The 26,716-nt window shown below is 62.0% G+C and carries 21 protein-coding genes; 10 read left to right on the forward strand and 11 right to left on the reverse strand.

The features are described 5' to 3' along the window. Positions 1-66: 66 nt before the first annotated feature. The 4 genes from aspA to efp all read right to left on the reverse strand — a co-directional run bounded on the left by aspA (position 67) and on the right by efp (position 6,911). The gene (aspA, locus tag Q0K02_RS01830; protein ID WP_294484441.1) at positions 67-1,503 is read right to left on the reverse strand and encodes an aspartate ammonia-lyase; all 1,437 of its coding nucleotides are present in this window, start codon (positions 1,501-1,503) and stop codon (positions 67-69) included. Positions 1,504-1,987: 484 nt separating this feature from the next. Next, positions 1,988-2,845 (reverse strand): bifunctional methylenetetrahydrofolate dehydrogenase/methenyltetrahydrofolate cyclohydrolase FolD, encoded by an 858-nt coding sequence (gene folD / locus Q0K02_RS01835; RefSeq protein ID WP_294484444.1) that lies wholly within the window; start codon positions 2,843-2,845, stop codon positions 1,988-1,990. 210 nt (positions 2,846-3,055) lie between these two features. Next, positions 3,056-6,220 carry a DNA translocase FtsK 4TM domain-containing protein gene (locus Q0K02_RS01840; RefSeq protein ID WP_294484448.1) on the reverse strand — a complete coding sequence of 1,055 codons (3,165 nt, stop codon included), beginning with the start codon at positions 6,218-6,220 and terminating at the stop codon, positions 3,056-3,058. A gap of 133 nt (positions 6,221-6,353) precedes the next feature. After that, positions 6,354-6,911 carry an elongation factor P gene (gene efp, locus Q0K02_RS01845; RefSeq protein ID WP_294484450.1) on the reverse strand — a complete coding sequence of 186 codons (558 nt, stop codon included), beginning with the start codon at positions 6,909-6,911 and terminating at the stop codon, positions 6,354-6,356. Positions 6,912-7,133: 222 nt separating this feature from the next. Here efp and yihA point away from each other — a divergent pair, with 222 nt between their 5' ends. The 4 genes from yihA to Q0K02_RS01865 all read left to right on the forward strand — a co-directional run bounded on the left by yihA (position 7,134) and on the right by Q0K02_RS01865 (position 11,689). Beyond that, a complete protein-coding gene (yihA, locus tag Q0K02_RS01850; protein ID WP_294484451.1) occupies positions 7,134-7,796 on the forward strand; it encodes a ribosome biogenesis GTP-binding protein YihA/YsxC in 663 nt (220 codons plus the stop codon). 8 nt (positions 7,797-7,804) lie between these two features. Continuing rightward, positions 7,805-10,129 carry an ATP-dependent helicase gene (locus Q0K02_RS01855; RefSeq protein WP_294484453.1) on the forward strand — a complete coding sequence of 775 codons (2,325 nt, stop codon included), beginning with the start codon at positions 7,805-7,807 and terminating at the stop codon, positions 10,127-10,129. 3 nt (positions 10,130-10,132) lie between these two features. Then, entirely contained in the window at positions 10,133-11,140 is a 1,008-nt protein-coding gene (thiL, locus tag Q0K02_RS01860; protein ID WP_294484455.1) for a thiamine-phosphate kinase, read from the forward strand. A gap of 108 nt (positions 11,141-11,248) precedes the next feature. Then, complete coding sequence (locus tag Q0K02_RS01865) at positions 11,249-11,689, forward strand: methylglyoxal synthase (protein WP_294484457.1); 441 nt, start codon at positions 11,249-11,251, stop codon at positions 11,687-11,689. Between the two features lie 137 nt (positions 11,690-11,826). Here Q0K02_RS01865 and rdgB read toward each other — a convergent pair whose 3' ends face one another. After that, positions 11,827-12,465: an RdgB/HAM1 family non-canonical purine NTP pyrophosphatase gene (gene rdgB / locus Q0K02_RS01870; protein WP_294484459.1), complete on the reverse strand. Its 639-nt coding sequence runs from the start codon at positions 12,463-12,465 to the stop codon at positions 11,827-11,829. Positions 12,466-12,559: 94 nt separating this feature from the next. Here rdgB and rimO point away from each other — a divergent pair, with 94 nt between their 5' ends. Together rimO and Q0K02_RS01880 are read left to right on the forward strand one after the other, a co-directional pair. After that, on the forward strand, positions 12,560-13,846 hold the full coding sequence (gene rimO, locus Q0K02_RS01875; protein WP_294484462.1) for a 30S ribosomal protein S12 methylthiotransferase RimO: 1,287 nt from the start codon (positions 12,560-12,562) through the stop codon (positions 13,844-13,846). A gap of 13 nt (positions 13,847-13,859) precedes the next feature. Then, a complete protein-coding gene (locus Q0K02_RS01880) occupies positions 13,860-15,392 on the forward strand; it encodes an META domain-containing protein (RefSeq protein WP_294484464.1) in 1,533 nt (510 codons plus the stop codon). 218 nt (positions 15,393-15,610) lie between these two features. Here the strand turns inward: Q0K02_RS01880 and rfaD are convergent, their stop codons facing one another. The 4 genes from rfaD to Q0K02_RS01900 all read right to left on the reverse strand — a co-directional run bounded on the left by rfaD (position 15,611) and on the right by Q0K02_RS01900 (position 19,436). Then, positions 15,611-16,591 (reverse strand): ADP-glyceromanno-heptose 6-epimerase, encoded by a 981-nt coding sequence (rfaD, locus tag Q0K02_RS01885; RefSeq protein ID WP_294484465.1) that lies wholly within the window; start codon positions 16,589-16,591, stop codon positions 15,611-15,613. Beyond that, positions 16,588-17,286: a YkgJ family cysteine cluster protein gene (locus Q0K02_RS01890; protein WP_294484467.1), complete on the reverse strand. Its 699-nt coding sequence runs from the start codon at positions 17,284-17,286 to the stop codon at positions 16,588-16,590. Before Q0K02_RS01890 ends, rfaD begins: the two co-directional genes overlap by 4 nt. Positions 17,287-17,395: 109 nt before the next feature. Next, on the reverse strand, positions 17,396-17,596 hold the full coding sequence (locus Q0K02_RS01895; protein WP_294484469.1) for a hypothetical protein: 201 nt from the start codon (positions 17,594-17,596) through the stop codon (positions 17,396-17,398). Between the two features lie 13 nt (positions 17,597-17,609). Next, positions 17,610-19,436, reverse strand: coding sequence for a 3-phosphoshikimate 1-carboxyvinyltransferase (locus Q0K02_RS01900; RefSeq protein ID WP_294484470.1), 1,827 nt, complete (start codon positions 19,434-19,436; stop codon positions 17,610-17,612). Positions 19,437-19,800: 364 nt separating this feature from the next. On the opposite strand from Q0K02_RS01900, the gene Q0K02_RS01905 reads away from it, so the two are divergent. After that, entirely contained in the window at positions 19,801-20,454 is a 654-nt protein-coding gene (locus Q0K02_RS01905) for a methyltransferase domain-containing protein (RefSeq protein ID WP_294484471.1), read from the forward strand. Between the two features lie 124 nt (positions 20,455-20,578). On the opposite strand, the gene queA is transcribed toward Q0K02_RS01905, so the two are convergent. Continuing rightward, positions 20,579-21,676: a tRNA preQ1(34) S-adenosylmethionine ribosyltransferase-isomerase QueA gene (gene queA, locus Q0K02_RS01910; protein WP_294484474.1), complete on the reverse strand. Its 1,098-nt coding sequence runs from the start codon at positions 21,674-21,676 to the stop codon at positions 20,579-20,581. Between the two features lie 107 nt (positions 21,677-21,783). Further along, on the reverse strand, positions 21,784-23,235 hold the full coding sequence (locus Q0K02_RS01915; RefSeq protein WP_294484475.1) for a M23 family metallopeptidase: 1,452 nt from the start codon (positions 23,233-23,235) through the stop codon (positions 21,784-21,786). A gap of 314 nt (positions 23,236-23,549) precedes the next feature. Between Q0K02_RS01915 and Q0K02_RS01920 the strand changes: the two genes are divergently transcribed. The 3 genes from Q0K02_RS01920 to Q0K02_RS01930 all read left to right on the forward strand — a co-directional run. Beyond that, on the forward strand, positions 23,550-24,908 hold the full coding sequence (locus Q0K02_RS01920; RefSeq protein WP_294484477.1) for a helix-turn-helix domain-containing protein: 1,359 nt from the start codon (positions 23,550-23,552) through the stop codon (positions 24,906-24,908). Positions 24,909-25,027: 119 nt separating this feature from the next. Further along, on the forward strand, positions 25,028-26,194 hold the full coding sequence (gene dnaN, locus Q0K02_RS01925) for a DNA polymerase III subunit beta (protein WP_294484480.1): 1,167 nt from the start codon (positions 25,028-25,030) through the stop codon (positions 26,192-26,194). A 231-nt stretch (positions 26,195-26,425) separates the two neighbouring features. Next, the coding region (locus Q0K02_RS01930) for an ATP-binding protein (RefSeq protein ID WP_294484483.1) at positions 26,426-26,716 on the forward strand (291 nt) is incomplete at its 3' end.

A 26,716-nucleotide genomic window follows, 5' to 3' on the forward strand; every position in this document is an offset into this window, starting at 1 on the left:
GCGGGAAAGCCCGCACGCTCCCGCCGCGCGGCCACAGTCCGAAGGCCCCCGGAGCGTCCGGCGCCCCTAGTCCAGACGCGCCGCAATCCTGCGCTGGAGCTCCTTGTCCTCGCCGGGCTGCATCATGCGCTCAGGGCTCAGCACGTAGTCGATTTCCTCGCTGGTCATGTAGTTGTGCCGCACCACGAGATCGTACACCGACTGCCCGGAGGCCAGCGCCTCCCGCGCGATTTCCGACGAGCGTTCGTAGCCGATGTAGGGGGCGAGCGCCGTCACCACGCCTATGGCGTTGCGCACGAGCGAGGCGCAGTGCTCGCGATTGGCCGTAATGCCGTCCACGCACAAATCGCGCAGAATGTGGCAGGCGTTGCCGAGATGCTTCAGCGAGGCGAACAGCGTGTAGGCAATGACGGGCTCCATGGCGTTGAGTTCCAGCTGTCCGGCTTCCGCGGCCATGGAAATGGTCACGTCCTTGCCGATGACGTCGAAACAGACCTGATTCACCACCTCGGGAATGACCGGATTCACCTTGCCGGGCATGATGGAGGAACCCGGCTGACGGGGCGGCAGATTGATTTCGTTCAGACCGCAGCAGGGCCCGGACGAGAGCAGCCTCAGGTCGTTGCATATTTTGGAGAGCTTGACCACAAAACGCTTGAGCAGGCCGGAAATCTGCACGTAGGCGCAGCAGTCGGACGTGGCTTCCACCAGATTTTCCGCCATGAACAGCGGCAGCGAGGAAATTTCCGCGAGGCGCTTCGTCACCAGCGCGGCATAGCCTTCCGGCGTGTTGATGCCCGTGCCTATGGCCGTCGCGCCCATGCTGATGTCGCAGATCTGCTCGCGGCCTTCTCCGATGCGGCGGATGTCCTCGCCGATGGTGGTCGCCCACGCGGAAAATTCCATGCCCAGCGTCATGGGCACGGCGTCCTGCATCTGGGTCCGGCCCATCTTCATGACGTCGCAAAACTCCTCGGCCTTGGCCGCAAAGCCCTGACGCAGGTATTCCATGTCGCCCATGAAATCCGTCAGCGTGGTGTAGAGCGCCAGACGGATGGCCGTGGGATACACGTCGTTGGTGGACTGCGAGCAGTTCACGTGATTGTTGGGATGGCAGTACTGATATTCGCCCTTCCTGTGCCCCATGAGCTCAAGGGCGACGTTGGCGATAACCTCGTTGGCGTTCATGTTGCACGACGTGCCCGCGCCGCCCTGATACACGTCCACGGGGAACTGATCGTTGTACTCGCCGGCAATGACCTTGTCGCAGGCGAGGCAGATGTAGCGGCCGATGGATTCCGGCAGCACGCCGAGCTCCATGTTGGCCAGCGCCGCCGCCTTCTTCACGTAGCCGAACGCCTGAATGAAGCGCGGCATGGAGGCAATGGTCGTGCCCGAAATGCGGAAGTTCTCCAGAGCCCGGCTGGTCTGGATGCCGTAATAGACATCGGCGGGAATTTCCAGATCGCCAAGAAAATCATGCTCCTTACGCGTTGCGGTCATAGGCGCTCCTTTTTCCGTCTCTGAAACGGCAAAATTTTGACAATCGTTTTCAAGCAGAGAAAAATATACTGCAATATCAAACAACTGCCCGATCATGCGAAAACTTTTTTTTCGCCTTGTCCTCAATTTTGGGCCACCCTAGCACACTCAGAGCCCGGGGAAAAGCGCGCTGTATTGCTTTTTCTCTCCCGCGCCCTTGCACCCCATGACTTCAAAAAATTTTTGCTCGACGCGCGGCGGCGGTCGAAAATGCCGGAGAGAATTTCAAAGTTCGCGCCTTCGTCCTGCTTTCGAGCCGACGCCGCCCGCGCCCAGAGCGCCGAGTCCCAAGCCTGCCTGCCTCGCGCACACAAAAAAAGCCCTTTCCGACCGAAAAGGACGGAAAGGGCAAAACGTGAAGCCGCAAGTGCGGCTCTCCCCGGGCGGAAGATCGGGGGGCGGCCTGCGCTTCTCGTTGCTGCGCAGGCCGGGCGAGCTTTCGGCGTTATGCGCCGAGAAGCTTTTTTCTCCAGGCCCGGGCGGTGTTCACAAGGAGCTGAGAAATGGTCATGGGGCCGATGCCGCCGGGAACCGGCGTGATGGCGGAAGCGAGCGGGGCCACGTGCTCAAAGTCCACGTCGCCGCAGAGCTTGCCGTCCTCGCCGCGGTTGATGCCCACGTCGATGATGACGGCTCCGGGCTTGACCATGTCGGCCGTGACGAAGCGGGGCCTGCCGAGCGCGGCCACGATGATATCGGCCTCGCGGCACACGGCGGCGAGATCGGGCGTGCGGGAATGGCACATGGTCACGGTGGCGTTGTAATCGCGGCTGCCGAGCATGAGGGACACCGGACGGCCCACAAGATTGCTGCGGCCGATGACCACGGCCCGCTTGCCGCTCACGGAAATGTTGTAGTGGTCGAGCAGCGCCAGAATGCCCGCAGGCGTGCAGGGACGAAGCCCGGGCACGTTCATGGCCACGCGGCCCTGATTGACGGCGGTGAGGCCGTCCACGTCCTTGTCCGGGCTGATGGCCTCGATGCAGGGACGCTCGTCCAGCCCTTCGGGCAGGGGGAGCTGAAGCAGAATGCCGTCCACGGCAGGATCGGCGTTGAGGGACGCGATGAGCTCTTCCAGCTCCTGCTGAAGAATGGAGGCGGGTCGGCGGTAGGAACGCGTGTCGATGCCGGCGTCGGCGCAGGCCTTTTCCTTGTTGCGCACGTACACCTGCGAAGCCGGATCCTCGCCCACCAGAATCACCGCCAGGCAGGGAGCGCGTCCGGCTTTCTCCCTGTCTTTCGCTATGTCCTCACGAAGCGCGGCGCGTATGGACGCCGCAGTCGCCTTACCGTCGAGTATCAAGGCAGTTCCTCCTTTTCCGGCCGGGCCGGAGGCATGGGGTGACAGGTTTGCCGCTCCGCATGGCGCAGGAACGGCTCATTCCGCAGTCCCGCCGGACTGCGGCGCGGAAAAGCGCCCACTGCCTTTTCCGCAAATGTGTTGCGCCGGCCGCTTTCCGGGGCGTCCTCCCTGCCTGCACACGCGAGGCGAGCCCCGCTCTTCGGCCAGGGTCTAGCGATGCACCACGCTGCGCGGACGTGTGCCGTCGGCCTGACTGAGCAGACCGTCCTTTTCCATCTGCTCCACGAAGCGGGCCGCGCGGTTGAAGCCGATGCGGAAACGCCGCTGCAGCAGGGAAATGGACACCTTGCCGTTGTCCAGCACGAACTGCACGGCTTCGGCGTAAATGGGATCGTCCACGATTTCGTTGCTCCGGGAGGCGGGCTGACCGAAATCTTCGGCGTCGTCCGCGTCGTCGTTGCCGAATTCCGCAAAATCGACCTTGTAGTTCGGCGGCTGCTGCTTTTTCCAGAATTCCACCACGGCCGACACTTCATCGTCGCTCACGAAAGCGCCGTGCAGGCGCTGAATCATGCCGCCGTTGGGCTTGAACAGCATGTCGCCCATGCCGAGCAGCTTTTCCGCGCCCGCGCCGTCGATGATGGTGCGCGAATCCTGACCGCTCGTCACCTTGAAGGCGATGCGGCAGGGGAAATTCGCCTTGATGATGCCCGTCACCACGTCCACGCTGGGGCGCTGCGTGGCGATGATGAGGTGAATGCCCGCGGCTCGGGCGAGCTGCGCGAGACGCACGATGCTGCCTTCCACTTCCTTGCGCTTCACCATCATGAGGTCGGCGAGTTCATCGACGATGATGACGAGGAACGGCATGTTGGAAAGATCTTCCGGCTCGCCGGTTTCCGCGTCCACGGGCATGGGGCCTCCGGCCTCCACCTCGGCGCGCAGACGGGCCTGACGGTCGTTGTAGCCCGTGATGTTGCGCACCTTGACCTTGGAGAACAGCGAAAGGCGGCGGTTCATCTCCTCAATGGCCCAGAGCAGCGCGTTCTTGGTGAGATCCATGTCCGTCACCACGGGATGCACGAGATGGGGCAGATCCGCGTACATGGAAAGTTCCACGCGCTTGGGGTCCACCAGAATCATCTGCACTTCGTCGGGCCTGGCGCGGTAGAGCAGGCTGAGAATGATGGCGTTCAGGCACACGCTCTTGCCCGCGCCGGTGGCGCCGGCCACAAGAAGATGCGGCATTTTGGCCAGATCCGCGGACACGGGACGCCCGCCGGTATCCTTGCCGAGCGCCACGGTGAGCAGCGATTTGGCCTGACGGAAATTTTCGTTTTCCACAATTTCCCGGAAATGCACGGTGCAGCGCTTTTCGTTGGGCACTTCCACGCCCACGGTGTCGGTGCCGGGCACGGGAGCCTGCATGCGCACGGACACGGCCTTGAGCGACATGGCCAGATCGTTGGCCAGATTGGTGATGCGCGTGGCCTTGACGCCCGGAGCCGGACGCACCTCGAAGAGCGTGACCACGGGGCCGGGCGTGATGCGCGCCAGGGTGGCGTTCACGTTGAAGTTCTTGAGGCAGGTGATGAGCGCGTTGCCCTGTCTGGCCAGGGTAAGCTCATCGGGTCTGCTGGCAAGATCCTCTTCCGGCAGCGGCGAAAGCAGTTCCAGAGGCGGCAGCTGAAGCTCCCTGCGCTTCGGCAGCACGGGCGCAGGCGCAGCGGGAGCGGCGGCTTCGGCTTCAAGCTCTTTCTGTGCAGCAAGAGCTCCGGCCACGGCGCTGTCCACGGAGGCGTAGGCGGCGTCCTTGTGCTGCGCGGCAGGCACTTCCGCCGCGCGGAAAAACTGGGGAGAAGCCTGCCCGGGCACTTCCGTCTGCGGCGCGGGCTGCTTTTCGGGAGAGGGCGCAGCCGTCACCACGGCGGGCAGATCGTCGGTATTCACGGCCGAAGCCGAGGCGGAAAGCGCGGCCAGGGCCGAAGGCGGCAGATCTTCCTCCGGCACGTCGGGTTCGATGAAGGGCGCGGAAGAAACGGGCTGCACGGGCACGACGGCGGGGGCCGGAGCCTGCGCGGGCTCAAAGGAAGGCGCGGCGGGCGCGGACGCCATCGCCGCAGGGGCAGGAGCGGAAAACACGGAAGCAGCCGTCGCGGGAGCGGCAGGCACAACCGACGACGCTTCGGCAACCGGCGGAGCCGACTCGACGCTCGATGCTGCAAGAGCCGCCGGAGACACGACAACAGGTTCAGCCGCCGGGGAAGCAGGCGCAGAACCGACTGCTGCGGAGGGTATCGGAGAAAACGGCGCAGCGCTCACTGCCGCGGAGGGCGTGGGGGAAAACGGCGCAGAAACGGTTGCCGCGGAAGGCGTCGTCGCCGCGGAAGATTCCGGCGTTTCGACGGCATCCTCCAGCTCAAGAATGAATTCGCTCTCTTCCTGCGCCGGAGCCTTTTCCGCCGCAGGCGCCGGAACCGGTTCCGGCACGAACACGGCGGCCACGGCAGGTTCGGAAGCGCTCGTGCCGCGCTTTGCGCTCTCCGGCCGTTCCACAAGGCGCAGAAGTTCGCTCAAATCCTCTTCCCGAATGCCGGAATCCACAGGATCGGGCTCCGCGCCCGGAAGATCGGGGGCCTTCGGCAGATCCGTTTTTATTTCAAGCACGGGCGCGGGAGTTTCCGCAACGTCCTTCTTCCTGCCGAACACGATGTCGAGCACAGGGCGGGGACGCTTTGCCGCGTCCGGAATTCTGCGCCATCCGGCGACAAGCCCGGGCAGGCGCTTCAGCGCTTCGGGCAGATGCGGCACGGGCAGATCGTAGGTCGTGCCGAAGGAGGGAATTTTCCGCATCGCCCAGGAGGCGAACGAAGCAATGAGCGTCAGCCACGAAATGCTGAACGACAGCTCCATGGCAATGAGGAACACGAAGAACCACAGCAGAAACGAGCCGACGGGACTGAAAAAAATAAGGGAAAAGGCGGAAAGCCACTGTCCGGCAAGGCCGCCGCCGTGAATGCCGTGAACGCTGATGTCGAATACGGACGAGGCCACCAGCATGCAGGAAAAAAGCAGGAGATACCCCACCCAGCGGTACCACTTGAGCACCAGCCAGCGGGACACCAGTCCCGCGCCCACGGCCAGAAAGAACACGACCCACAAGAAGGATCCCAGACCGAAGCAGTCCACCAGAAAGCCCGACAGATATGCGCCGAACAGTCCGGCCGCGTTCTGCACGGAAGAAGCGTTCATGCTCACGGCCTGATTGAAGGTGGGATCGCCGACATGATAGCTCCAGAGACTGAGCAGCATAAGCAGACCGCAGAAAAGAAAAAGCAGTCCGAGCAGTTCGCGTACCAGTCTGTGTCCGTACATTGGCATCCCCTTCAAACTTCAAGTGAACCCTTCCGGGACGGGCCCGGAATCCGTTTTTCTCCCGAAAAACGAAAGCGCTGCCGGAAGGGCGCGCAACACGTCCTGCCGACAGCGCAAAAGAAAAGAACGCGAATTAGTCGCGGCCGAGATATTCGCGGGTGCGGGTATCGACCTTGACGCGGTCGCCTTCGTTCACGAAAATCGGCACCTGAATGGTCACGCCGGTTTCCAGGGTGGCGGGCTTGGTCACGTTGGAAACGGTGTCGCCCTTCACGCCGGGTTCGGTCTTGACCACGGTCATCACGAGGCTCACGGGCACTTCAATGTCGATGGGCTGTCCGTTGTAGAGCAGCACGCGGCACTGCTGGGATTCCAGCAGCCAGTCAGCCTTGCCGTCGGTGTCGGACACGGGCAGGGAAATCTGTTCGTAGGTGGTCATGTCCATGAAGATGAGGTCGTCGCCTTCGCGGTACAGGTACTGCATGTCGCGCTGTTCCATGTCGGGCTTGCCCACCTTTTCGCCGGAACGGAAGGTATTGTCCACCACGCGGCCGTTGAGAATGTTGCGCAGCTTGGTGCGCACCATGGCGCCGCCCTTGCCGGGCTTGAAGTGCTGGAATTCAACGATTTCGTAAGGAGTGCCATCGATCTCGATCTTCAGGCCGCGACGAAAGTCAGTAGTGGAATACATGATGCCTCCAGGCAAAAATATGATTTTTTTTCGTAAAAAATCCGAAACGGGCCGACGCGGACCCTTCCGGCCTCCGAAAACGGAGGAAATATTCCCCGCGCTGCGGGGGACGCCCTGCGGAATATTTGCCTTTTCCGCCGGAGCAGGCTAATCTCGGCTTTTTCCGAAAAGCAAGATATATTGTCCGATAGAGGCTCACTTTGTCAACTCGGGAGGAGCGCCATGACCGACCCGTCCGCCGAAAAAAAGACCTGTTCCGAACCCGCGCTGGAACTTCTGGCCACCCTGTACACCCTTGAACAGCTGGAAGACGCCTCGCATCACATGCCGCAGATTGCGCTGGCCGGCCGCTCCAACGTGGGCAAGTCCTCGCTCATCAACGCTCTCGCCCGCAGAAAAAAACTGGCCAAGGTCAGCTCCGAACCGGGCAAGACCCGTTCGGTCAACCTTTTTCTGGTCAAGCCCGACGGCTTCTGCCTCACCGACCTGCCCGGCTACGGCTACGCCCGCCGCGGCCACGAGGAGCGCCGCAACTGGGCGGCCCTCATTCAGAAGTATCTGGAAGAAACCAAAACGCTGCGCGCGCTCGCCCTGCTCATCGACTGCCGCATTCCCACGCAGCAGTCCGACCGGCTGATGGCCGATTTCGCCAAAGCCCGGAAGCTTCCCGTCATCGCCGTGCTCACCAAGGCCGACAAGTGCTCCCTCAAGGAACGCTCCGCCCAGCAGAAGACCTGGGAAGCCATTCTCGGCGGACAGAAACCCGTGGTGGTTTCCGCAGTCACGAGGCTCGGCATCGACGAGCTGTGGGCAAGGCTGCGCGAAGCCGGAGCCCCCGATCCTCTTCCCTCCGCCGATGAAATCGACGGTCCTTCCGCAGACTGATTCACGCCATGCTCGACATCTCCATTCTCAACGAGGCCCAGAAACAGGCCGTCACCGCGCCCGAAGGGCCCATGCTGGTCATTGCCGGCGCAGGCTCCGGCAAAACCCGCACCATCGTGTACCGCCTGGCGTGGCTGGCCGAACACGGCATCGATCCGCATTCCATGCTGCTGCTCACCTTCACGCGCAAGGCCTCGCAGGAAATGCTGCACCGCGCCGCCAATCTGCTCGACCATCAGCTTCTCGGCGTGCAGGGCGGCACGTTCCACAGCTTCGCCTTTTCCGTGCTGCGGCGCTGGAGCCCGGACTGGACGGGCGGCTCCCTCACGGTCATGGACACTTCCGACAGCGTCGCCGCCATTCAGGCCTGCAAGGAAGCGCTGAAAATAGGCAAGGGCGACCGCAGCTTTCCGCGCACGCAGGCCGTGCTCGGTCTGCTCAGCAAGGCGCGCAACAAGGAAATGGAACTCGACGAGGTGCTCCGCCGCGAGGCGCAGCATCTGCTGCCGCACGCCTCGGATCTGGCGGAACTCGGCGAAGCCTACCGCAAATACAAGCGTGAACACGCCCTCCTCGACTACGACGATCTGCTCTTCGAGCTGGAACAGCTCTTCCTCGACAAGCCCGACGTGCTGGAAACGCAGAAGCAGCGCTTCCGTCAGATCATGGTGGACGAATATCAGGACACCAACAAGGTGCAGGCCAGGCTCGTGCGCATGATGGCCGGAGAGAACGGCAACATCATGGCCGTGGGCGACGACGCGCAGTCCATCTACGCCTTCCGCGGCGCCACCGTTCACAACATTCTCGATTTTCCCAAGCTCTTTCACAACACGCGCATCATCCGGCTGGAAGAGAACTACCGCTCCGTGCAGCCCGTGCTCGACATTGCCAACAGCCTGCTCGCCAACACCACCGAAGGCTACCGCAAGCATCTTTTCTCCCGCCGCCCCGTGCCCGCCGAGCCCGCGGTCACGCTGTACCGGCCCCTCAGCGACAAGACGCAGGCCGTGCTCGCGGCAAGGCGCATCGAAGAGCTGCTCGACACGGTGCCCGCCCGGGAAATCGCCGTGCTGTTCCGCTCGGGCTACCAGTCCTACAACATGGAAATCGAGCTCAACAAGCGCGGCATAGGCTTCCGCAAATACGGCGGCCTGCGCTACGCCGAAGCCGCCCACGTGAAGGACGTCATGGCCTTCGCCCGTCTGGTGAGCAATCCTCTCGATCTGCCCTCCTTCGACCGCATCGCCGCGCTCTCCCGCGGCATCGGCCCGAAAACCTCGCGCAAGCTCTTCGCCCTGGCTTCCGGCAGCGACGAGGCCGCGCTCAAGAAAGCCTGCACCCGCTGGCCGGACTTTCTGGAAAACATGGCGCTCATTGCCGACCTGCGCGTGAGAAATCCCCGCCCCGAAGAAGTCATCGACACCATTCTCGAACACTACCGCCCGAAAATGGAGGAACTTTTTCCTGACGACTGGCCCCGCCGCCTGCAGGGCCTCGAGGAAATGTCCGGCATCGCCTCGTCCTACGAAGACCTCCAGCTCTTCATCGCCGATCTTTCCCTGGACAGCCCCGAAGAAGCCCCGGAAGAAGACGACGGAGAGAAGAAAATCACCCTTTCCACCGTGCATTCCGCCAAGGGGCTGGAATGGTCGGCCGTGCTCGTCATCGATCTTGTGGAAGACCGCTTTCCCTCCCGCCACGCGCTGGTGCGCCCCGAAGATTTCGAGGAAGAGCGGCGGCTCATGTACGTGGCCTGCACGCGCGCCAAGGACACGCTCGATCTTTTCGTGCCGCTCAGCCTCTACAACCGCAGCTCCGGCAGTCAGGAACCCGCTTCGCCGAGTCCCTTCATCCGCGAACTGCCCACGGACACGCTGAACGAAATTTATGAAAACTACGGCGGCGCGCTGACGAAACGCCGCATCCGGGAACAGCCCGCGCCGGTCTTTTCCGGCTTCGGCGCGCCGAAGCGCCGCTCCTGGCACTGGGACGAAGACGGCGAGGAAACGGACGATTCCTTCCGCGGGAAACGCCGGAAGGATGATGACGACGACTGGCCGCCCCGCGACAGGGACTTCGCCCCCTCGCCCCGCTCCCGCGAAGACGCGGACGACGCCTATCTGGCCGCCGTGCGCGAAGCCGTGAAGAACGGCCGCACGCTGGAGGAAAGCCCGGACGCCAAACCCGTCAGGAAAAAACTCGGCTTCTGCCGTCACCGCCTGTTCGGTCGCGGCAAGATTGTGGAGGAAATTCCGCCGGACAAGTACCGGGTGAACTTTCCCGGCCTCGGCCTGAAAATCATTCTCGCCGATTACCTCACCCTGGAGTAAGCCATGCGCATGGCCAGCGAAGACGACATTCTCGGTCTCATCGACCGCTTTTTCCCCGAAGATCACCCGGCGCTTCTGCTCGGCCGCGGCGACGACTGCGCCGTTCTCCGCCCGGGCGGCCCGCTTGCCCTGACCACCGACGTGTTCGCCGAAGACGCGCACTTCCGCCGCCGCTACTTCACCCCCTTCGACATCGGCTTCAAGTCCGTGGCCGTCAACGTGAGCGACGTGGGCGCAAGCGGCGCAAGGCCGGTGGGCATTTCCATGGGGCTCACCCTCACGGGACGCGAAGACGAAGCCTGGCTGACCGACTTCTGCCGGGGCGTGAAGACCGTGTGCGACGATTTTTCCCTGGCGCTTTCCGGCGGCGATCTGGCCCGCTCCTCGCTTGTCAACGTGTGCGTCACGGCCTGGGGCGAACTTCCCGAAGCGCTGCCGCAGGGGCTTCGCCGCGGCGCGGCCGAAGAAGGCGACGTGGTGTTTCTCGTGGGCTCCGTGGGGCTGGCAAGGCTCGGACTCTCGCTGCTTGAGCGCGCCTCCTCGCCCGAAGAGGCGGAAGAGGCGAAATGCGACTGGCCCGAAGCCTGCGCAAGGCATCTGCGCCCGAAGCCGCTGGCCCGGGAAGGCGAAGCCGTCGCCAGATTCGCCCTGCGCCACGACGCCGGAAACCGCATCGGACTCATGGACGTTTCCGACGGGCTCGCGCGCGATCTGCCCCGCCTTCTGGCAAGCCGCCGCTCCGGGCTCGGCGCGGACATCGCGCTGGCGGAAGACATTCTGCCGGAAGAGATTCTGCGCTTTGCCTCGGACACGGGCGTCAGCGCTCCGGAATTCGCCTTTGAAGGCGGCGAGGACTACGCCCTTGCAGGCACCTGCCCCGAAGCGCTGTGGCCGGAACTTGCGCGCGAACTGAACGCGCCCGCGCTCGCGCTCGGACGGGTGCGCCGAGGCGGCATCACGCTCAACGGCCGGACTCCGGCCTCTGCGGGATTCGACCATTTTGCCGCATGAAGAAGCGTTGTTTCTTCATACAGGCTTCACACTGACCGCCTACCATGACGCCGTCAGAAACATAACCCATGCCGCCGGACGCACCGGCCTGCAAAAGTGAGGAACACCATGGAAAGAACCATGAGCGCCACCAAGCACATCGCTCTCATCGCCCACGACAACATGAAGGAAAGCCTCATCGAATGGTGCGCGGAACACAGCCAGATTCTGGCCCGTCACTTTCTCTGCGGCACCGGCACCACGGCGCACCTCATCAATGAAAAAACGGGTCTGCCCGTCACGCCCTACCTCAGCGGCCCGCTCGGCGGCGATCAGCAGATAGGCGCCAAGGTGGCCGAAGGCCACATCGACATCATCATCTTCTTCTCCGATCCGCTCACCGCCCAGCCTCACGACCCCGACGTCAAGGCCCTGCTGCGCATCGCCCAGGTGTACGACATTCCCATCGCCAACAACCGCGCCACGGCGAACTTCATCATCACCTCGCCGCTCTTCAGCCAGAGCTACACCTACACACCCCACATCCATTTTCCGCTGAAGAACAAGTAATCCGCAAAATTCTGTGACGGACGCGGCCTGAACGCAGAATCTGCACTTCTGCGCGCTCCTGCCGCAGAAAAGGCCCTGTTTCCGCAAGAAGAAACAGGGCCTTTCAGCACTCAAAAAATCATGGAAGCGCCAAAGCGTCAGCGAAGGTTCCCGCGCTTTTCCAGCTCTTCCAGAAGACGGGCCAGCGCCTTGCCCCGGTGGCTGCGCGCCATCTTTTCCTCGCGGGAAAGTTCCGCGCCCGTGCGGCCGCTTGCCGGATCGAGAAAAAGCGGATCGTAGCCGAAGCCGTTGCTTCCCGAAGGCGCGTCCGCAATGCGCCCTTCCCACGCGCCGCTCACCACAATGTCTTCCGGTCTGTTCTCCCACGAAGAAGGGTACACCAGGGCCATGCAGCAGCGGAAACGCGCGGTGCGCTTTTCCGCGCTCACGCCTTCCAGCTCGGCAAGGAGCTTGCGGTTGTTGCGCTCGTCCGTGCTTTCGCCTTCCCGCTCCGGCCAGTCCAGACTGTACCTTGCGGAATACACCCCGGGCGCGCCGCCGAGCGCGTCCACCTCTATGCCGGAATCGTCGGCCACCGCGGGCACGCCGAGCGCTTCGGCCACGGCCCGGGCCTTGATGAGGGCGTTTTCTTCAAACGTGGTTCCCGTTTCCGGAATTTCGGGAAAATCGTCGGGCAGGCTTTTCACGTCGAATCCGAAACGGGCCAGGGGTTCGCGCAGTTCCCTCACCTTGCCCTGATTGCGGGTGGCGAGAATGAGCGTCTCAAGCAGCGTCATGGGGGTCTCCTTGCCGAAAGGCTGTTTTCATGGCAGAAAGGGATATCTCAGGCCAGTCCTGTTGACAAGTCCAGGCCTGCTCGAAGGTAGAGTAATGCTCCGTATCTATTCCCAAAGTCTTGGCTGCCCCAAAACCCGCGTGGACACCGAACGTCTGCTGGGCTCGCTGGGCCCCGTTCTCACCGTGGACGAGCCTGAACAGGCCGACCTCGTGTTCATCAACACCTGCGCCTTCATCGCGCCGGCTGTGCAGGAATCCGTGCAGACCGTCCTTCAGATGATCGAAGATCTCAGCGAGCTGCCGAAAAACAAAAAGCCGTTCCTGGCCGTGGCGGGCTGCCTGCCCGGGCGCTACGGCATCGCCGATCTCAAGTCCGAGCTGCCGGAAGTCGATCTCTGGCTCCACACCGACGACATCGACACCTGGGCCGATCAGATCATGCGCGCGCTTCATCTGGAACACGCCGCCGCCGGACGCCTGCTCAGCACCGGCCCTTCCTACGCCTGGCTGAAAATCGGCGAGGGCTGCCGTCACAACTGTTCGTTCTGCGCCATTCCGTCCATCCGCGGCAAGTACGCTTCCGAACCGGTCGACAAGCTGGTGACGGAAGCCTCCGCCCTCGTGAACGACGGCGTGAAGGAACTCATCGTCGTGGCGCAGGACGTGACCGCCTACGGCACGGACTTCGGCAAGGATCCGCGCGTTCTTCTGGAAAAGCTCCTTGCACTCGACGGACTGGAACGCCTGCGCCTGCTCTATCTGTATCCGGGCGGACTCACCCGCGACCTGCTGCGCTTTCTCAAGGAGGCGGGCAAGCCGTTCGTGCCGTATTTCGACATGCCTCTGCAGCATGCCCACCCGGACATTCTCAGCCGCATGGGCCGCCCCTTCTCCGGCAATCCGCAGGAGGCGGTGGACCGCATACGCGAATTTTTCCCCGAAGCCGCCCTGCGCACGACCATGATGGTGGGCTTTCCGGGAGAAACCGACGAACATTTCCGCACGCTCATGGATTTTGTGGAAAAGAACCGCTTTCACCATATGGGCGTGTTCGCCTTTCAGCCTGAAGAGGGCACGGCCGCGGCAGCCATGCCCGATCAGATCGACGACTCCGTCAAGGAAGCCAGAAAGGACGAACTCATGGAACTGCAACGCGGCATCAGCGAGGAGATTCTCGCCGGTTACGCCGGACAGCGCATGGAAGTGCTGGTCGATGAAAGTTCCGAAGAATGGCCCGGTCTTCACACCGGCCGCACCTGGTTCCAGGCCCCCGACGTGGACGGCCTGACCTACGTGAGCGGCCCGGGCGTGGAAAACGGCGCCTTGGTGGAAGCCGACATCGTAGAGACCAGGGAGTACGACCTCGTGGCCCTGGCCTGAACTGAGGAACCGCATGCATAAAACACTGCTCTTTTTTTTCTGCTCGCTTCTTCTCATTTCCTGCGTCGCCACTTCGGGCACTCCGGGAGACATCAGCGGCGCATGGGTGGATGACGAAGGGCGGATCTACTTTCTGGACGAAGACGGCGCGCTCGGCCTGCCCGATCAGACCGCCATTTCCGGCGTAAGCTGGAATCTGGAAAACGGCGTGCTCTCGCTCGCCACCATGGACAGCCCCGGCGACAAGGTGCGCACGCAGAAGCTCGTGCTTGCCAAGTCCGGCTCGGGAAGACTGGAATTCACCGACGCCGACGGCTCCGCCGTGGTATGGAAAAAAAGCCGGGCCAAGGTAGGCAGGCTGGAAGGCACGCTGTTTTACCGCGAACGCATGGCCCTGCCGCCGGAAGTCGTGGTCAGCGTGCAGCTCTATCCGCTGCACTCCCCCATGCCCGTGGCCGCGTCCACCATGCCCTCGTCCGGCAGCGGAAGCATTCCCTTCCGCGTGTACTATCTTGAACAGACCATGCCGAACGAGGTGCGTCTTGCCGCCGCCGTCATGCACAGCGGCGAAACGCTCTTCGCCACGCAGACCGACGAAGTCGTTTCCATTCCCGGCAGGCCGAACGTGCTTGTCTATCGCACCATGCCCGGCGAACATCAGCTTCCCGAGCTCAAGACGCCCGCAAGCTATCAGGGTTCGCTGAAAAGCGGCGGGAAAAACATTTCCGTCCATCTCTACCTTGAAGACGACGGCCTGGCCCTGCTCACTCAGGACGGCGACCGCAATCAGTACATGGGCACCTGGATGGAAAAAGACAGAAACCGCACCATCGAAATCACGCGCGGCGCGCTCAAGCCCGTGACCGCCACGCGCGAAGCCGGCGGCAATCTGCTGCTCCACGGCCTTGCCGCGCAGCCCGTGGAACTCAAAAAAGCCGACATTCCCTGGCCCTCCAAGGGCTTTCTCATCGAAGGAGAACTCAGGAAGCAGAACGGCAAGCCCGTGTTTTCCGAATGCAATTCCCAGCGGGACATCCCCATTCAGCCGTCCGGGCGGGGATACGATCAGCTCAGCCACATTCTGCAGTCCAACGGCAACTCCTCCGTGGTGCTGGAAGGCCGCATGCAGGACGGTCATCTGGAAGCGTCCAACGTCTTTCTCGTGCAGAAGGGCGGCGTCTGCTCCACGGAAAACTACGCTTCCGCGCCGCTCGCACAGACCTACTGGCGTCTGCGGGAGCTCAACGGCGCGCCCGTGGAACTCTTTCCCGAGCAGCCGGAACCCCATCTCATTCTGCGCGACAACGGTCAGGCTTCCGGCTCCGACGGCTGCAACAACTTCTTCATGAACTGGAAGCGCAAGAACGAATCCATCAGCTTTTCCGACGGCGGCTCCACCCTGCGCATGTGCCCGCAGGGCGAGGAACAGGCCAGAGAGATGCGCGCCATGTTCGCCAAAGCCGACGAATGGAACATCAACGGCTCCATGCTGGAACTGCGCTCCAAAAAGAGCATCGTTGCGGTGTTTGAAGCCGTGGACATGTAGATTGTAAAAAGACGATCGCCGGCGAAGCGTCACTGCCATGCTTCGCCGGCTTTTTTTGTTAAATCCTCGACTCGCTGCGCCCCGGAACGCTTTCAGAAACTTCCGCCGTCCGTTCCATCTCTTCCTGAAACGCGCTGCGCTCAGACAACGTTAAATCAAAAAGCCCGCTCCGAAAGTCGGAACGGGCCCTGATTCAGCAAGAGAGGAGACGCGTCTCTCTACAGCGAGCAGAGATACGGATCGTCCTGCATGAGGTAGTTGCGCACGTAGTCGTCCACGCCTTCTTCCAGCGAATGGAACTTCACCGGGCAGTGCTCGCGTTCAAGCCAGCCCATGTCCGCTTCGGTGAAATACTGGTACTTGCCCTTGAGGTGTTCGGGCATGTCGAAGTATTCGATGTCCACCGGGCGATCCATGGCGGCAAACACGGCCTTCGCCAGATCGTTCCAGCTGCGGGCGCGGCCCGTGCCCACGTTGAATATGCCGTTGCAGGAAGGCGTTTCCATGAACCAGCGCATGAGGGCCGCGCAGTCCTTGGAATACACGAAGTCGCGCACGGACTCGCCGTCGCCGTACTGCGGATTGTCCGAACGGAACAGACGGATCTTTCCGGTTTCCTTCACCTGCGGCACCGCGCGGCACACCATGCTCATCATGCTGCCCTTGTGGTATTCGTCGGGGCCGTACACGTTGAAGAACTTGAGGTTCACCACTTCGCCGAGCAGCTTGTGCTCCATGCACCACAAATCGAACAGCTTCTTGGAATAGCCGTACATGTTCAGCGGACGCAGCTTCGGCATGATGTCGAGCGAATCGGAAAAGCCGAGTTCTCCGTCGCCGTAGGTGGCGGCGCTGCTTGCGGTAATGAAGCGCGCTCCCGCCTCAAGGGCGGCGAGGCACAGTTCCACCGTGTAGTGGAAGTTGTTCTCCATGAGAAAATCGGCGTTGCGCTCGGTGGTGGAGGAGCACGCGCCCATGTGGATCACGCAGTCCACGCCTTCGAGCTTCTTCCCGGAACGCAGCTGTTCCAGGAATCTGTCGCGATGCATGTAGTTGCTGTAGCGCAGGTGGGAGAGGTTCTTCCACTTTTCCGTGGAAGCAAGGTTGTCCACCACGAGAATGTCGTCCACGCCGTGGCGGTTCAGTTCCCATATCATGTTTGCGCCGATGAGGCCGGCGCCGCCGGTGACGATGATCATTCGTGCCCCTTCAAGGTTGCCTTCGTGGTCTGCACGAGGGTAATGCTGCCGTCGGCATTGCGTCTGGCGTCTATGCCGAACATGATGACGGTGTGCAGAAGCGGACGCCCGAACAGAAAGTCCAGCATTTCCTTCCGCACCTTGCCCTTTTCCATCATGAGATCGCGGAACGCCCTGTCGTATTCCACCACTTCCACGAGCGCGCGACGGGCCGCCTCCTGCTTTTCCAGATGAGAGGCCAGCTCGATGAGCGCCGCATAGTTGCAGCGGGCCTCATGCGCTTCCACGGAATCCATGAGCCACTGCGGCGCATGAAGCAGTTCCAGAATGGACTTGCGGTCCAGCCTGTCCTCGCCCTGCATGGACAAAAGCGCCGTCGGATCTTCGCAGAACAGGGCCCGGCATTCCGCGGGATTCCTGTCGTGAATGAAGCAGCGGTTGTCTTCCATGAGAAAACGGCAGGTCCAGACGTCGGGACGGGAGCCGTAGGGAGCGGCGATCTTGACTATTTCCTCGGGCAGAGGAACCACATGATCGTTGGAATTGTCCCGCACGAGTTCGCCTGCGCGAAACGTGCAGAGATCCTGAAGCTGAAGCACGCCGTCCGTCAGAAGCGGGGCGTCCTCCCTGTGAAGCGCCGGTCCGCCCTTGCGGCAGCAGGTTCCGCACTGGCGGCACTGATGTTGTTCGCTCATGATATCCTCACTGGAGCGTTTCCGTGGTGAATGCGGCAGGGAGCGCCGCGGGAATGTCTTCCCGTTCCGAAAGCAAGACGCCTTTCGGAACGCGCGCTCCCTGCCCGGACTATCTCGCTAGTCCCTTGTACAGCCTGAGCCGGTTGATGCGCACCCGGCGATACTGCATGTGCGTTTCCAGCATGTTTTTCTGCTGGTGAAGTTCGTGTATTTCCTGCGGGAACACAATGCCGTTGGCTATGTCCTCGGCGGCCATGAGTTCCCGGATTTTTCTGTCGCACTCCTTCTGCACCGCGCCGATGACGGCCATCTGCGCCTCAAGCTCAGAAATCGTCTCCGGAAGCGGTTTCCGGAGGAAGCTCTCCATAGACTCCATGGGCGATGACTCTTCTGCGCGCGGGTTTGGCATCTTCAGGCTCCTGCTCGACTTTGCGTTTCAGTTCAGGATGAGGAAGGGTGTTGTACATGTTCCAGAAGGCCGGGAAAAGACCGGTCATCACGCCCGGATTGGACAGGTGCAGATTGGGCTTCAGGAACGCGCCCAGAGCATAGGCCATGGCCCACTGCGCGGAAGGAGCCACCCACGAGCCGGGCACGGTTTCCTCCACCGGAACGAGAACGCCGTCCTTTTCCTCCACGCCGCAGCGGGAAAGGAAGGCCGTCACGAGGTGACGATCGTCTTCGGAAAGCTCGGGCAGGGAGACCTTCGCGCCTTCGTGCGCCGCGGCCGCCATGATGACGACGCAAAGCGGCAGCAGTTCGGGGCAGCGGTCCAAAACGTCGCGCATCACCTCAGGCGCGGGAGCGGAGGTTTCGCGCTCCTTGCCGGAGCACTCCACCCTGTTCGCACCGTACTTCACGTTGAGGCCCGCGCCGCGCAGAATCTTTTCCACGAGCGAAGCGGCCTCGCTTTTGCCCCACACGCCTTCGAGCACGGCGCGACCGCCGTTGAAGCCGGGGAACATGAGCACCACGGAAGCCACGGAAGCGTCCATGGGCACCACAGGCTCGGCGGGAACGGAAAGATCGCCGCGCTCCACAAGAATGTCGCGGCCGTTCTTTTCCACCTTCATGCCGCAGCCGGAAAGCACATCCAGCACCAGCGGCAGCAGACGGGGTTCATGTTCGGGAAGCGTCAGGCGGCAGCTCGTGTCCCAGAACGCGGAGGCCAGCACGAGCGCGGCCACGAAGTCTTCGGGCAGATCGTCGGCCAGACGGATCTGACGGGGAATGAGGCCGGAGCACTCCATGCGCACGGGCAGACCGTCCTGCGAGGGAATGACGTTGGTCAGACGCACGCCGAGCTGCGGCAGGAAGTGACGCAGCGGCGCAAGATCGAGAAAACGCAGGGAGCTGTCGCCGGTGAGCTTGAGACGCGCGGGCATGCCCAGGCAAAGCGCCACGACAAGCCAGAGATTGAAGGCGTCGTCGCCGATGTGGACCACCTTGTCCATGTTGCGGGCAAGACCGTTGCCGCCGCGGCTCTGCACGTCGCCGTTCTCTTCCCACCAGAGCTGACCGCCTATCTGATTGAGAGCCTTCACGCCGCTCACCACGGCGTCGGTCAGCGGCACGCGGGAAACGCGGGTCACCTGTCCGGCGGCGGCGGCCACGGCCAGCCAGCAGCGGGCGGCCACGGTGTCGGAAGGCGCGGGAATCTGAATGTCCACGGCCTCGCCGTTGGGAGCGAGATTGTAGAAGCCCTGTTCCTCTTCCATGCGGGTCAGGGGCTCGATGGTCTGGAGCAGCACGAAAAGATCGCGGGAAAGACGGTTGTCGCGGGCAAGGCGCGCGGCCTTGCTTTCCCACGCGGTGCGCAGGGTCTTTTCCGTCTCGGGAGCGAGGCGTCCGCCGCGGCGCAGGCGGGCGAGCATCTGGGCTCGGCGCATCACAAGATGCAGAATGTCGTTGTCCAGATCCATGAGCGCGCCGAGTTCACGGCCGCGGGACACGCCGCGGTCCGAACGCATGCGGTAGCCGTCCTTCTTGAAGTCTCTGCGCCCTTCGCGGCGCTCGTCGTCGCCGCGTTCAAATCGACGCGGGCGGAAATTTTCCGAATGTTCCTGACGCCGGCCTTCGCCGCGTTCGCCGTCATTTTTTCTGAAGGAACGCCTAGCGAAATCCTTTCTATCCTCGCCCCTATTATCCATGTCAAACCTGCTTTGCTCTGTGCGTGGCGCGTCGGCAGGCGCGCACGTCGTTTCAAAAGGGGCAGAAAGCGAAGCCGACGCCCCGGATGTTCACCCCGTAAACCGACTTTTCCTACGCGAAAAGTCATGGTGAACAGGCATGATACCCCTATTGCCGCGCCCCGGCAAGTCTTTTGGGACGCCCCCCGCGGCGCGCTTCACGCCGGAGCAACAAAGGACTATACTGCGACCGCCCGCCCCGGACGGCCCGCGCAGGCCCGCCGACGTGCCTTCTGACACGCCTGCGGCAAAGCCGCGTCCCTGCCGCTTCGCTGAGCCTGCGGGATTTACGAACATCAACGTCACGTCGCCTTGAGGAACCATCATGGAACAGTTTACCCCCTTCGACAGGATATTCCAGTCCTGCGGCCGACTCTGGCACATCCGCCGCGCCGACATGGACAAGCTCTGGGCCGCCATGGACCAGAAGGAAGGCGAAGAAGCCCACCTGCCCTACTGGAATGAAATATGGCCTTCTTCCCTGGCGCTGGCCGGGTGGCTTGCGGAAATGCAGGACGACATACGCGGCAAAGAGTGCCTCGATATGGGCTGCGGCCTGGGATTCACGGCGCTGCTCGGGCGCTGGCTCGGGGCGAACGTCACCGCCATGGACTACGAGCCGGAGGCGCTGGAATACGCCAGAGTCAACGCCGTGCTCAACAGCGTGGAAGGCGTGCGCTTCGAGGTCATGGACTGGCGGAATCCCACGCTGCCGCCCGCAAGCTTCGACCGCATCTGGGCCGGCGACATCATGTACGAAAAGGACTTCGCCCACCCCATCGCCGCCTTTCTTTCCGCCATGCTGAAAAGCGGCGGCCGCGCGTGGATATCCGAACCCGGCAGGGACATCTTCCATCACCTTCTCGACGCGCTGCCCGAACACAAGCTCCGCCACAAGCGCATCTGCTCCCTTCCCGTTTCGCCGCTCACCGAACAGGAAGTGCCGGTGCCCGTCACCATCTGGGAAATCGCGAAGTAACGAAACCCCACCCGGCTTCAATAACGCAAAAGACTCTCCGCACGCATGCGGAGAGTCTTTTTTTATCGAGCCGGGCAAGCATCGCCCTCGCCGGAATCGCCGGAGAGCGATGATGGAAACGGCGTCAACGAACGAACATGGCGTCGCCGTAGGAGAAGAAGCGGTACTTTTCCTTCACGGCCTCGGCGTAGGCGGAAAGAATGCGCTCTCTGCCGCAGAGCGCGGCCACCAGCATGATGAGCGACGATTCGGGCAGATGGAAGTTGGTGATGAGATGATCCACCACCTGAAAACGGAAGCCCGGATAGATGAAGATATTGGTCCAGCCGTGCCAGCCGCCTTCGGGAATGACGCCGCCGTTCTGCGCGGCGCAGCCTTCCATGGTGCGGCAGGACGTGGTGCCCACGGCCACCACGGGACGCCCGGAAGCCTTTGCCTCACGAATGACTGCCGCGGTTTCCGGCGACACTTCCACGTACTCGCTGTGCATGGGATGCTCGCGGATGTCCTGTTCGCGCACGGGGCTGAACGTGCCGTAGCCCACGTGCAGCGTCACTTCCGCCCAGCCGAAACCGCGCTGACGCAGCTCTTCGCGAAGCGCGTCGGTGAAGTGAAGTCCCGCCGTGGGCGCGGCCACGCTGCCGGACTTTTCCCTGTCGGCGTACACGGTCTGATAGCGGGCCATGTCCTCGCTGCTCTGCTCGCGCTTGATGTACGGCGGCAGCGGCAGCTTGCCTATGCGCCGCATGCATTCCACAAGATCGCCCTTCCAGAACAGCGTCACGTCGTGCTGACCGAATTCCTTTTTCCTGAGCACTTCGGCGGCGATGTCGTCGCCGAACACGAGGCGGTCGCCCACGTGAATGCTGCGGGAGGGGCGCAAGAGCACTTCGGCCTGCGCATGATTCCAGCCGTCGGCCCCGAGCGAGGCGCAGGCCTTGAGCAGCGGAGGCGGCGTGAGCAGCAGAAGTTCCACCTTGCCGCCCGTGGGACGATGTCCGAACAGGCGCGCGGGAACCACGCAGGAATTGTTGGCCACGAGCAGCGCGCCCTCGGGAAGAAAATCGCCCAGATGAGAAAACGTAGAGTGAATGTTTTTTCCGCTCGCCCGATCCAGCACCATGAGGCGCGACGCGCCGCGCTTTTCGGGAGGATACTGGGCTATGCGCTCCTCGGGAAGATCATAGTTGTAGCTCGACAGCTGAAAGTCGGATTCGTTCATTGTTGTTCCATGCCCTTGCGGGCCTTCAAAAATATGGGGACGGAAAGGCTGGCGCGCCCCGCTTTGGGGAGACGGCGCCAGCCTTCGATACAAGCAAAAAAATCGGATTACTTTTCCGCCACGGCGGCGTTGCTGTCAAGCAGGGAGCGGGCGCTCGCCACGGTCTGGAGGAAGCTTTTGCGGCTTGCCCTGGACACCGGTTCGGAACGCGCGCCGGAAAGACTGTCGGGATGCACGAACTTTCCGTTCTTCATGACGCGAAAATCCAGATGGGGGCCGGTGGCCGTGCCCGTGGCGCCCACAAAGGCCACCACTTCGCCCTGATCGACCTTCTGCCCCACCTTGAGCGACGAGGCGAAGCGCGAAAGATGGGCGTACTGCGTTTCGATGCCGCCGCTGTGACGGATGACGAGCGTGTTGCCGTAGCCGCCCTTCCAGCCCTTGAACGTCACCTTGCCCGCGCCGAGCGCCTTCACGGGCGTGCCGCGGGGCGCGGCGTAGTCCACGCCCTGATGCGGGCGGACCTTGCCGAAGATGGGATGACGGCGGTGCATGGTGTAGCCGGAACTTACGCGGGTGAAATTGAGCGGTGCCTTGAGGAATTCGGTTTCCAGGGAGCTGCCGTCCGCGGCGTAGTAGCGGGCGCGGCCTTTTTCGTCCACGAAGCGGAACGCCTCAAAGGTCTCCCCGTCGTTGACGAAGCGGGCCGCCACAATGTCGCCGTAACGGCGGAAATCGTCGCCGAGATACTTCTTTTCCACCACAAGCTCGAAGGTGTCGCCTTCCTGCACCTCGTTCACGAAGTTGATCTGATGGCTGAACACGTCGGCCAGACGCACGGCAAGATTGGCGGATTCCCCGGCGTCGGCCATGGCCTCGAACAGCGAGGAGCGGATGACCCCGCTCACCTTGACGAGCTTCGTGTCGAATTCAAACACGTCCACGCGGGCCGAAAATCCGTTCTCGGCCCTCTCGATCACCAGACGGCTCTCTTCGTCGATGTCGTAGAAAAAGCGGCTGACCTGTCCGCTTTCCTTGTCGCGCTCCACGCTGAACAGATGGCCGGGCATGATCTTCGTGAGCGAATACACCGCCGATGCCGCCTTCACGGCCTGGTCGGTCTCATTGTTGTCCAGCCAGCGGAGAAAGAGAGAACCCGCGTTGTCGCCGCTGCGCACGGCGCTGCGGAACATCTGCGTGCCGCAGCCGGAATCCTCCACCATGTAGCGCGAATCCTCCTCCCACGGCACGGCTTCGGAATAGTTCGGAATGCACATGTCCCCCCTTGAAGAAAGGAAGGCGCTGAGAGAATCGTCGTAACGCGGCGCGGCTTCGGCGTCCTCGCCGGAAGACAGTCCGCCCTCGCTCCAGAAATCCCGCATCCAGGAAAGACCGCTGCCCAGAGTGGCAAGACGCGTCTCGTCCAGCGCCGGAACGTCCGCGCCGAGGGAAAAATCATGCGGCTTCACGGCCTGCGGCAGCAGCTCCGCGCCGTTGACGGACATCAGATAGCCCGGAATTTCGCGCTCCCGGGAAAACAGCCATGCGCCGGCGGCCACGGCCGATCCGATAAGGACACAACAAAGCACGCGCGCAGACAGCGTGCGGAATATTTGATATTTTTTTATCATAACGTCGGACGCTTCGTATTTTTCAGTGCAGAGAAAAGAAAAGGAGCTTAACGCTCCACAGGTATATAAGCAAGAAACTGCTTGTTTATGCAAGCGTTTTCTGGTAAAAATTTTTATGCCCGGCAGTCTGTACGCCTTTGGTCGACCGCGGGCGACATGATATGCAGGCATCTGAAATGTCAGACAGTTGCACATATCAATCATCATCTTTTCTCAAAGCAAAACATCCGTCCGAAACACGCATGAAAGTTCTTTCCAGCTTTCCCCGGGCCGCCGACGGGATTGAAGATTCCGCAGGAGAAGGCTCCCCCGCTCTTTCCGGGGTTTCTCCTGCCGACGGCGCACTGGTGCGAAGCCTGCTTCGCCGTCGTCTGGGCGGCGGCACGCCGGACTGGTTCTCCCCTCTCGGTTTCAGTCTGGAAGACGGCGAGAACAAAGTGCTCACCGTGTCCATGCCCCACGAGCTTTTCTTCCGCTGGTTCGACAAGCGCGGACGCGCGGATCTGGAAAAGGCCGCGCGCAGTCTGCTCGGCAGCCGCACGGCCCTGCGCTACGAATGGCCGCAGGGCGCTCCCGCCGCCTTTTCTCCCCTTTCCGGGCCTGCGTCGCCCGCGCCTCTGCCCTCCGCCGGTTTCGACGACTTTCTCGTCAGCAGCCGCAACCGCGACGCCCTGCGCCTTTTTCGCGCCGCCCTGCGGCAGGCTCCCCGCACCATGCTTCTGCGCGGCGCTTCCGGCACGGGAAAAAGTCACCTGGCCTGCGCCGCCTTCCGATTTCTGAACGAACGATTCCACGGGCGGGCCGTCTTTCTTTCCGGCAGCGAGCTGCTCGCCCGGGCCCGCCGATGCCCGGATTTTCTTCTGCGGCTCGCACACGGTCTCGACGCCGTGGTCATCGACGATCTGCAGTTTCTCGAAGGCTCGTCCTCCGCGCAGAGAGAACTCTCCGCCCTGCTGGACAGCCTGAACGAACGCGTCTTCTTTCTGGGCACTATGTCGCAGGAATGTTCCCTCATGCCGGAGCTGCACGACCGCCTCTGTTCCCATCTCGCCCTGCACCTTTCCGAACCGGATCTCGACGTGCGCATGCGTTTTGCACAAATGTTCATGGAACGCTCCAAGCTCCCCGAACACCGGCCCACGGCCTTCCTGCTGGCGCGGCGCTGCCTGCGGCTGCGCCACATTCAGGGCATTTTGGAACATGTGCGCATGCGTTACGAACAGGACGGCAGAATGCCCTCTTCCGGAGAGCTGGAACGCATTCTCGAACACTTCGCTCCGACCGCGCCTGCAGACGTGGATTCCATACTCGCGGCCGTGGCCTCGAACTACGGCTGCACTTCGGCGCAACTGCGCGAAAACACAAGAAACAAGGAACTTTCCCAGCCTCGGCAGATAGCCATGTACCTCTGCCGCAGACTGCTCGGCGAGTCCTATCCCTCGCTGGGACTCATCTTCGGCGGCAAGGATCACAGCACTATCATGTATGCTGTGAAAAAAATTGAAAAACTCAAAGTTACGAACAAAGATGTGCACATGCTGATCACAAAGCTGACGAAACAGTGCGCAAACAGCGTTTCAGAGGCCCCGCAGAGGCTCTGAATGTGCGTTCTCTTCCTCGCGGTTCCTGTTTTTGTTCCTATAAAATTCAATGAAATCAAAATGTTGATTAAGATAGGAACAAACTGACGACATTAAACCTTCTACTACAAGGAAAAAACATGTATTTAACCGTAAAAAAGGAACAAATCATTGAAGGCCTGCAGAAGGCGGCGTCCATCATTCCCAGCAAGGCGGGAGCCGCGTATCTGCGCTCGATCTGGCTTCAGGCCGTGAAGACTCCCGAAGGCGACCGGCTCACCATCATGTCCACGGATGTGAACATCGAGTTCACCGGCACGTATCCTGCGGAGATCAAGGAAGAGGGAACGGCGGGCGTGAACGGCCGCGCCTTCGTGGAACTTCTGCGTCGTCTGCCCGGAGGCGACATCAGCCTTCGTCTCGACGAGGAATCGCACATTCTTTCCGTGGAGCAGGGACGCCGTTCCTACAAGCTGCCCACCGTGGATCCGGTATGGTTCCAGCCTCTGCCTCCCTTCCCCGAAGAAGGCGCGGTGCTCTGGTCCGGCGACTTCTTCCAGGACATCATCGACAGGGTGTCCTTCTGCATCAGCGACGACGACAGCGCCGAAGGACTGGCCTGCCTGTACCTCAAGGCCGGAGACGCCGGGAAGGTGGACGTATGCGGCCTGAACGGTCATCAGTTCGCCATGGTGCGCTTCATCAACGACGAGCTCGCCAATCTGCTTCCTGAAAACGGCCTGCTCATCCAGAAGAAATACGTCAATGAACTGCGCAAGTGGCTCGGCAGCGACGAAGTCATGCTGAACATCAGCGAACGCCGTTTCCACATCCGCACCGGTTCCGGCAGCGAAACCCTGAGCATTCCCCGCAGCGCCAACTTCAGCTATCCCGATCATCTGAGCTTCCTGGCCAGACTCGACGGCGACAACACCTCTCAGCTCGACGTGGATCGCCGCGAAACGCTGAACGCCCTCGACCGTCTGCTCATCTTCAACAACGACAGCGACCGCTGCACCTATTTCCGCTTCTCTCCGCAGGAAGTGGAACTTTCCGCGCAGGGTCAGGAAACCGGTTCCGCCACCGAACATCTTGAAGGAACCTTCAAGGGCGATCTGGAACTCATCGCCTTCCCCACCCGCAGCCTCATGGACATTCTCGGACACTTCCAGTCCGCAAGCCTGCACTACGTGTTCACCGGAGCCGAAGGCCCCTGCGGCATCACCGGTTCCGAAGACGCGGAATACACCGTCATTCTCATGCCCATGAAGATTGCCGAATCCTCCTATTATACGGAAGAGGAATAGTCGGTTTTCCCAAAGGTAAAATGCGCTCCGGTCGGTCCGCTCCGTTCCCCGCAACGGGAACTTTCGGGCCGACCGTCCGCTTTAGAGCCCTCAGCAGCCTGTCTGCGCCGATTTGGGGCTCGCGCCCATCCCCTGCACAGGGGTTTGAAGTTTTCATCGTTTTCGTATATACTGAAAAACTCTACGACGCCCCGCCTCGAAGGGGCCAACCAATATCATTCAGGAAATCACATGACCCAGGAAAATCTCCGGTCCGGCAAGAACTCTTACGACGCGTCCGCCATCACGGTTCTGGAAGGTCTGGCCGCGGTCCGCAAGCGCCCGGCCATGTATATAGGCAGCACGGACAGCCGTGGTCTTCATCACCTCGTGTACGAAGTGGTGGACAACTCCATCGACGAAGCCATGGCCGGCTACTGCAACAAGATAGAGGTCATCCTGCACGTGGACAACAGCGTCACCGTGCGCGACAACGGCCGCGGCATTCCCGTGGACATTCATCCCAAGCTGCGCATTCCCGCC

Origin of the sequence: uncultured Mailhella sp., assembly GCF_944324995.1 — a bacterium.
Lineage (GTDB): Bacteria > Desulfobacterota > Desulfovibrionia > Desulfovibrionales > Desulfovibrionaceae > Mailhella.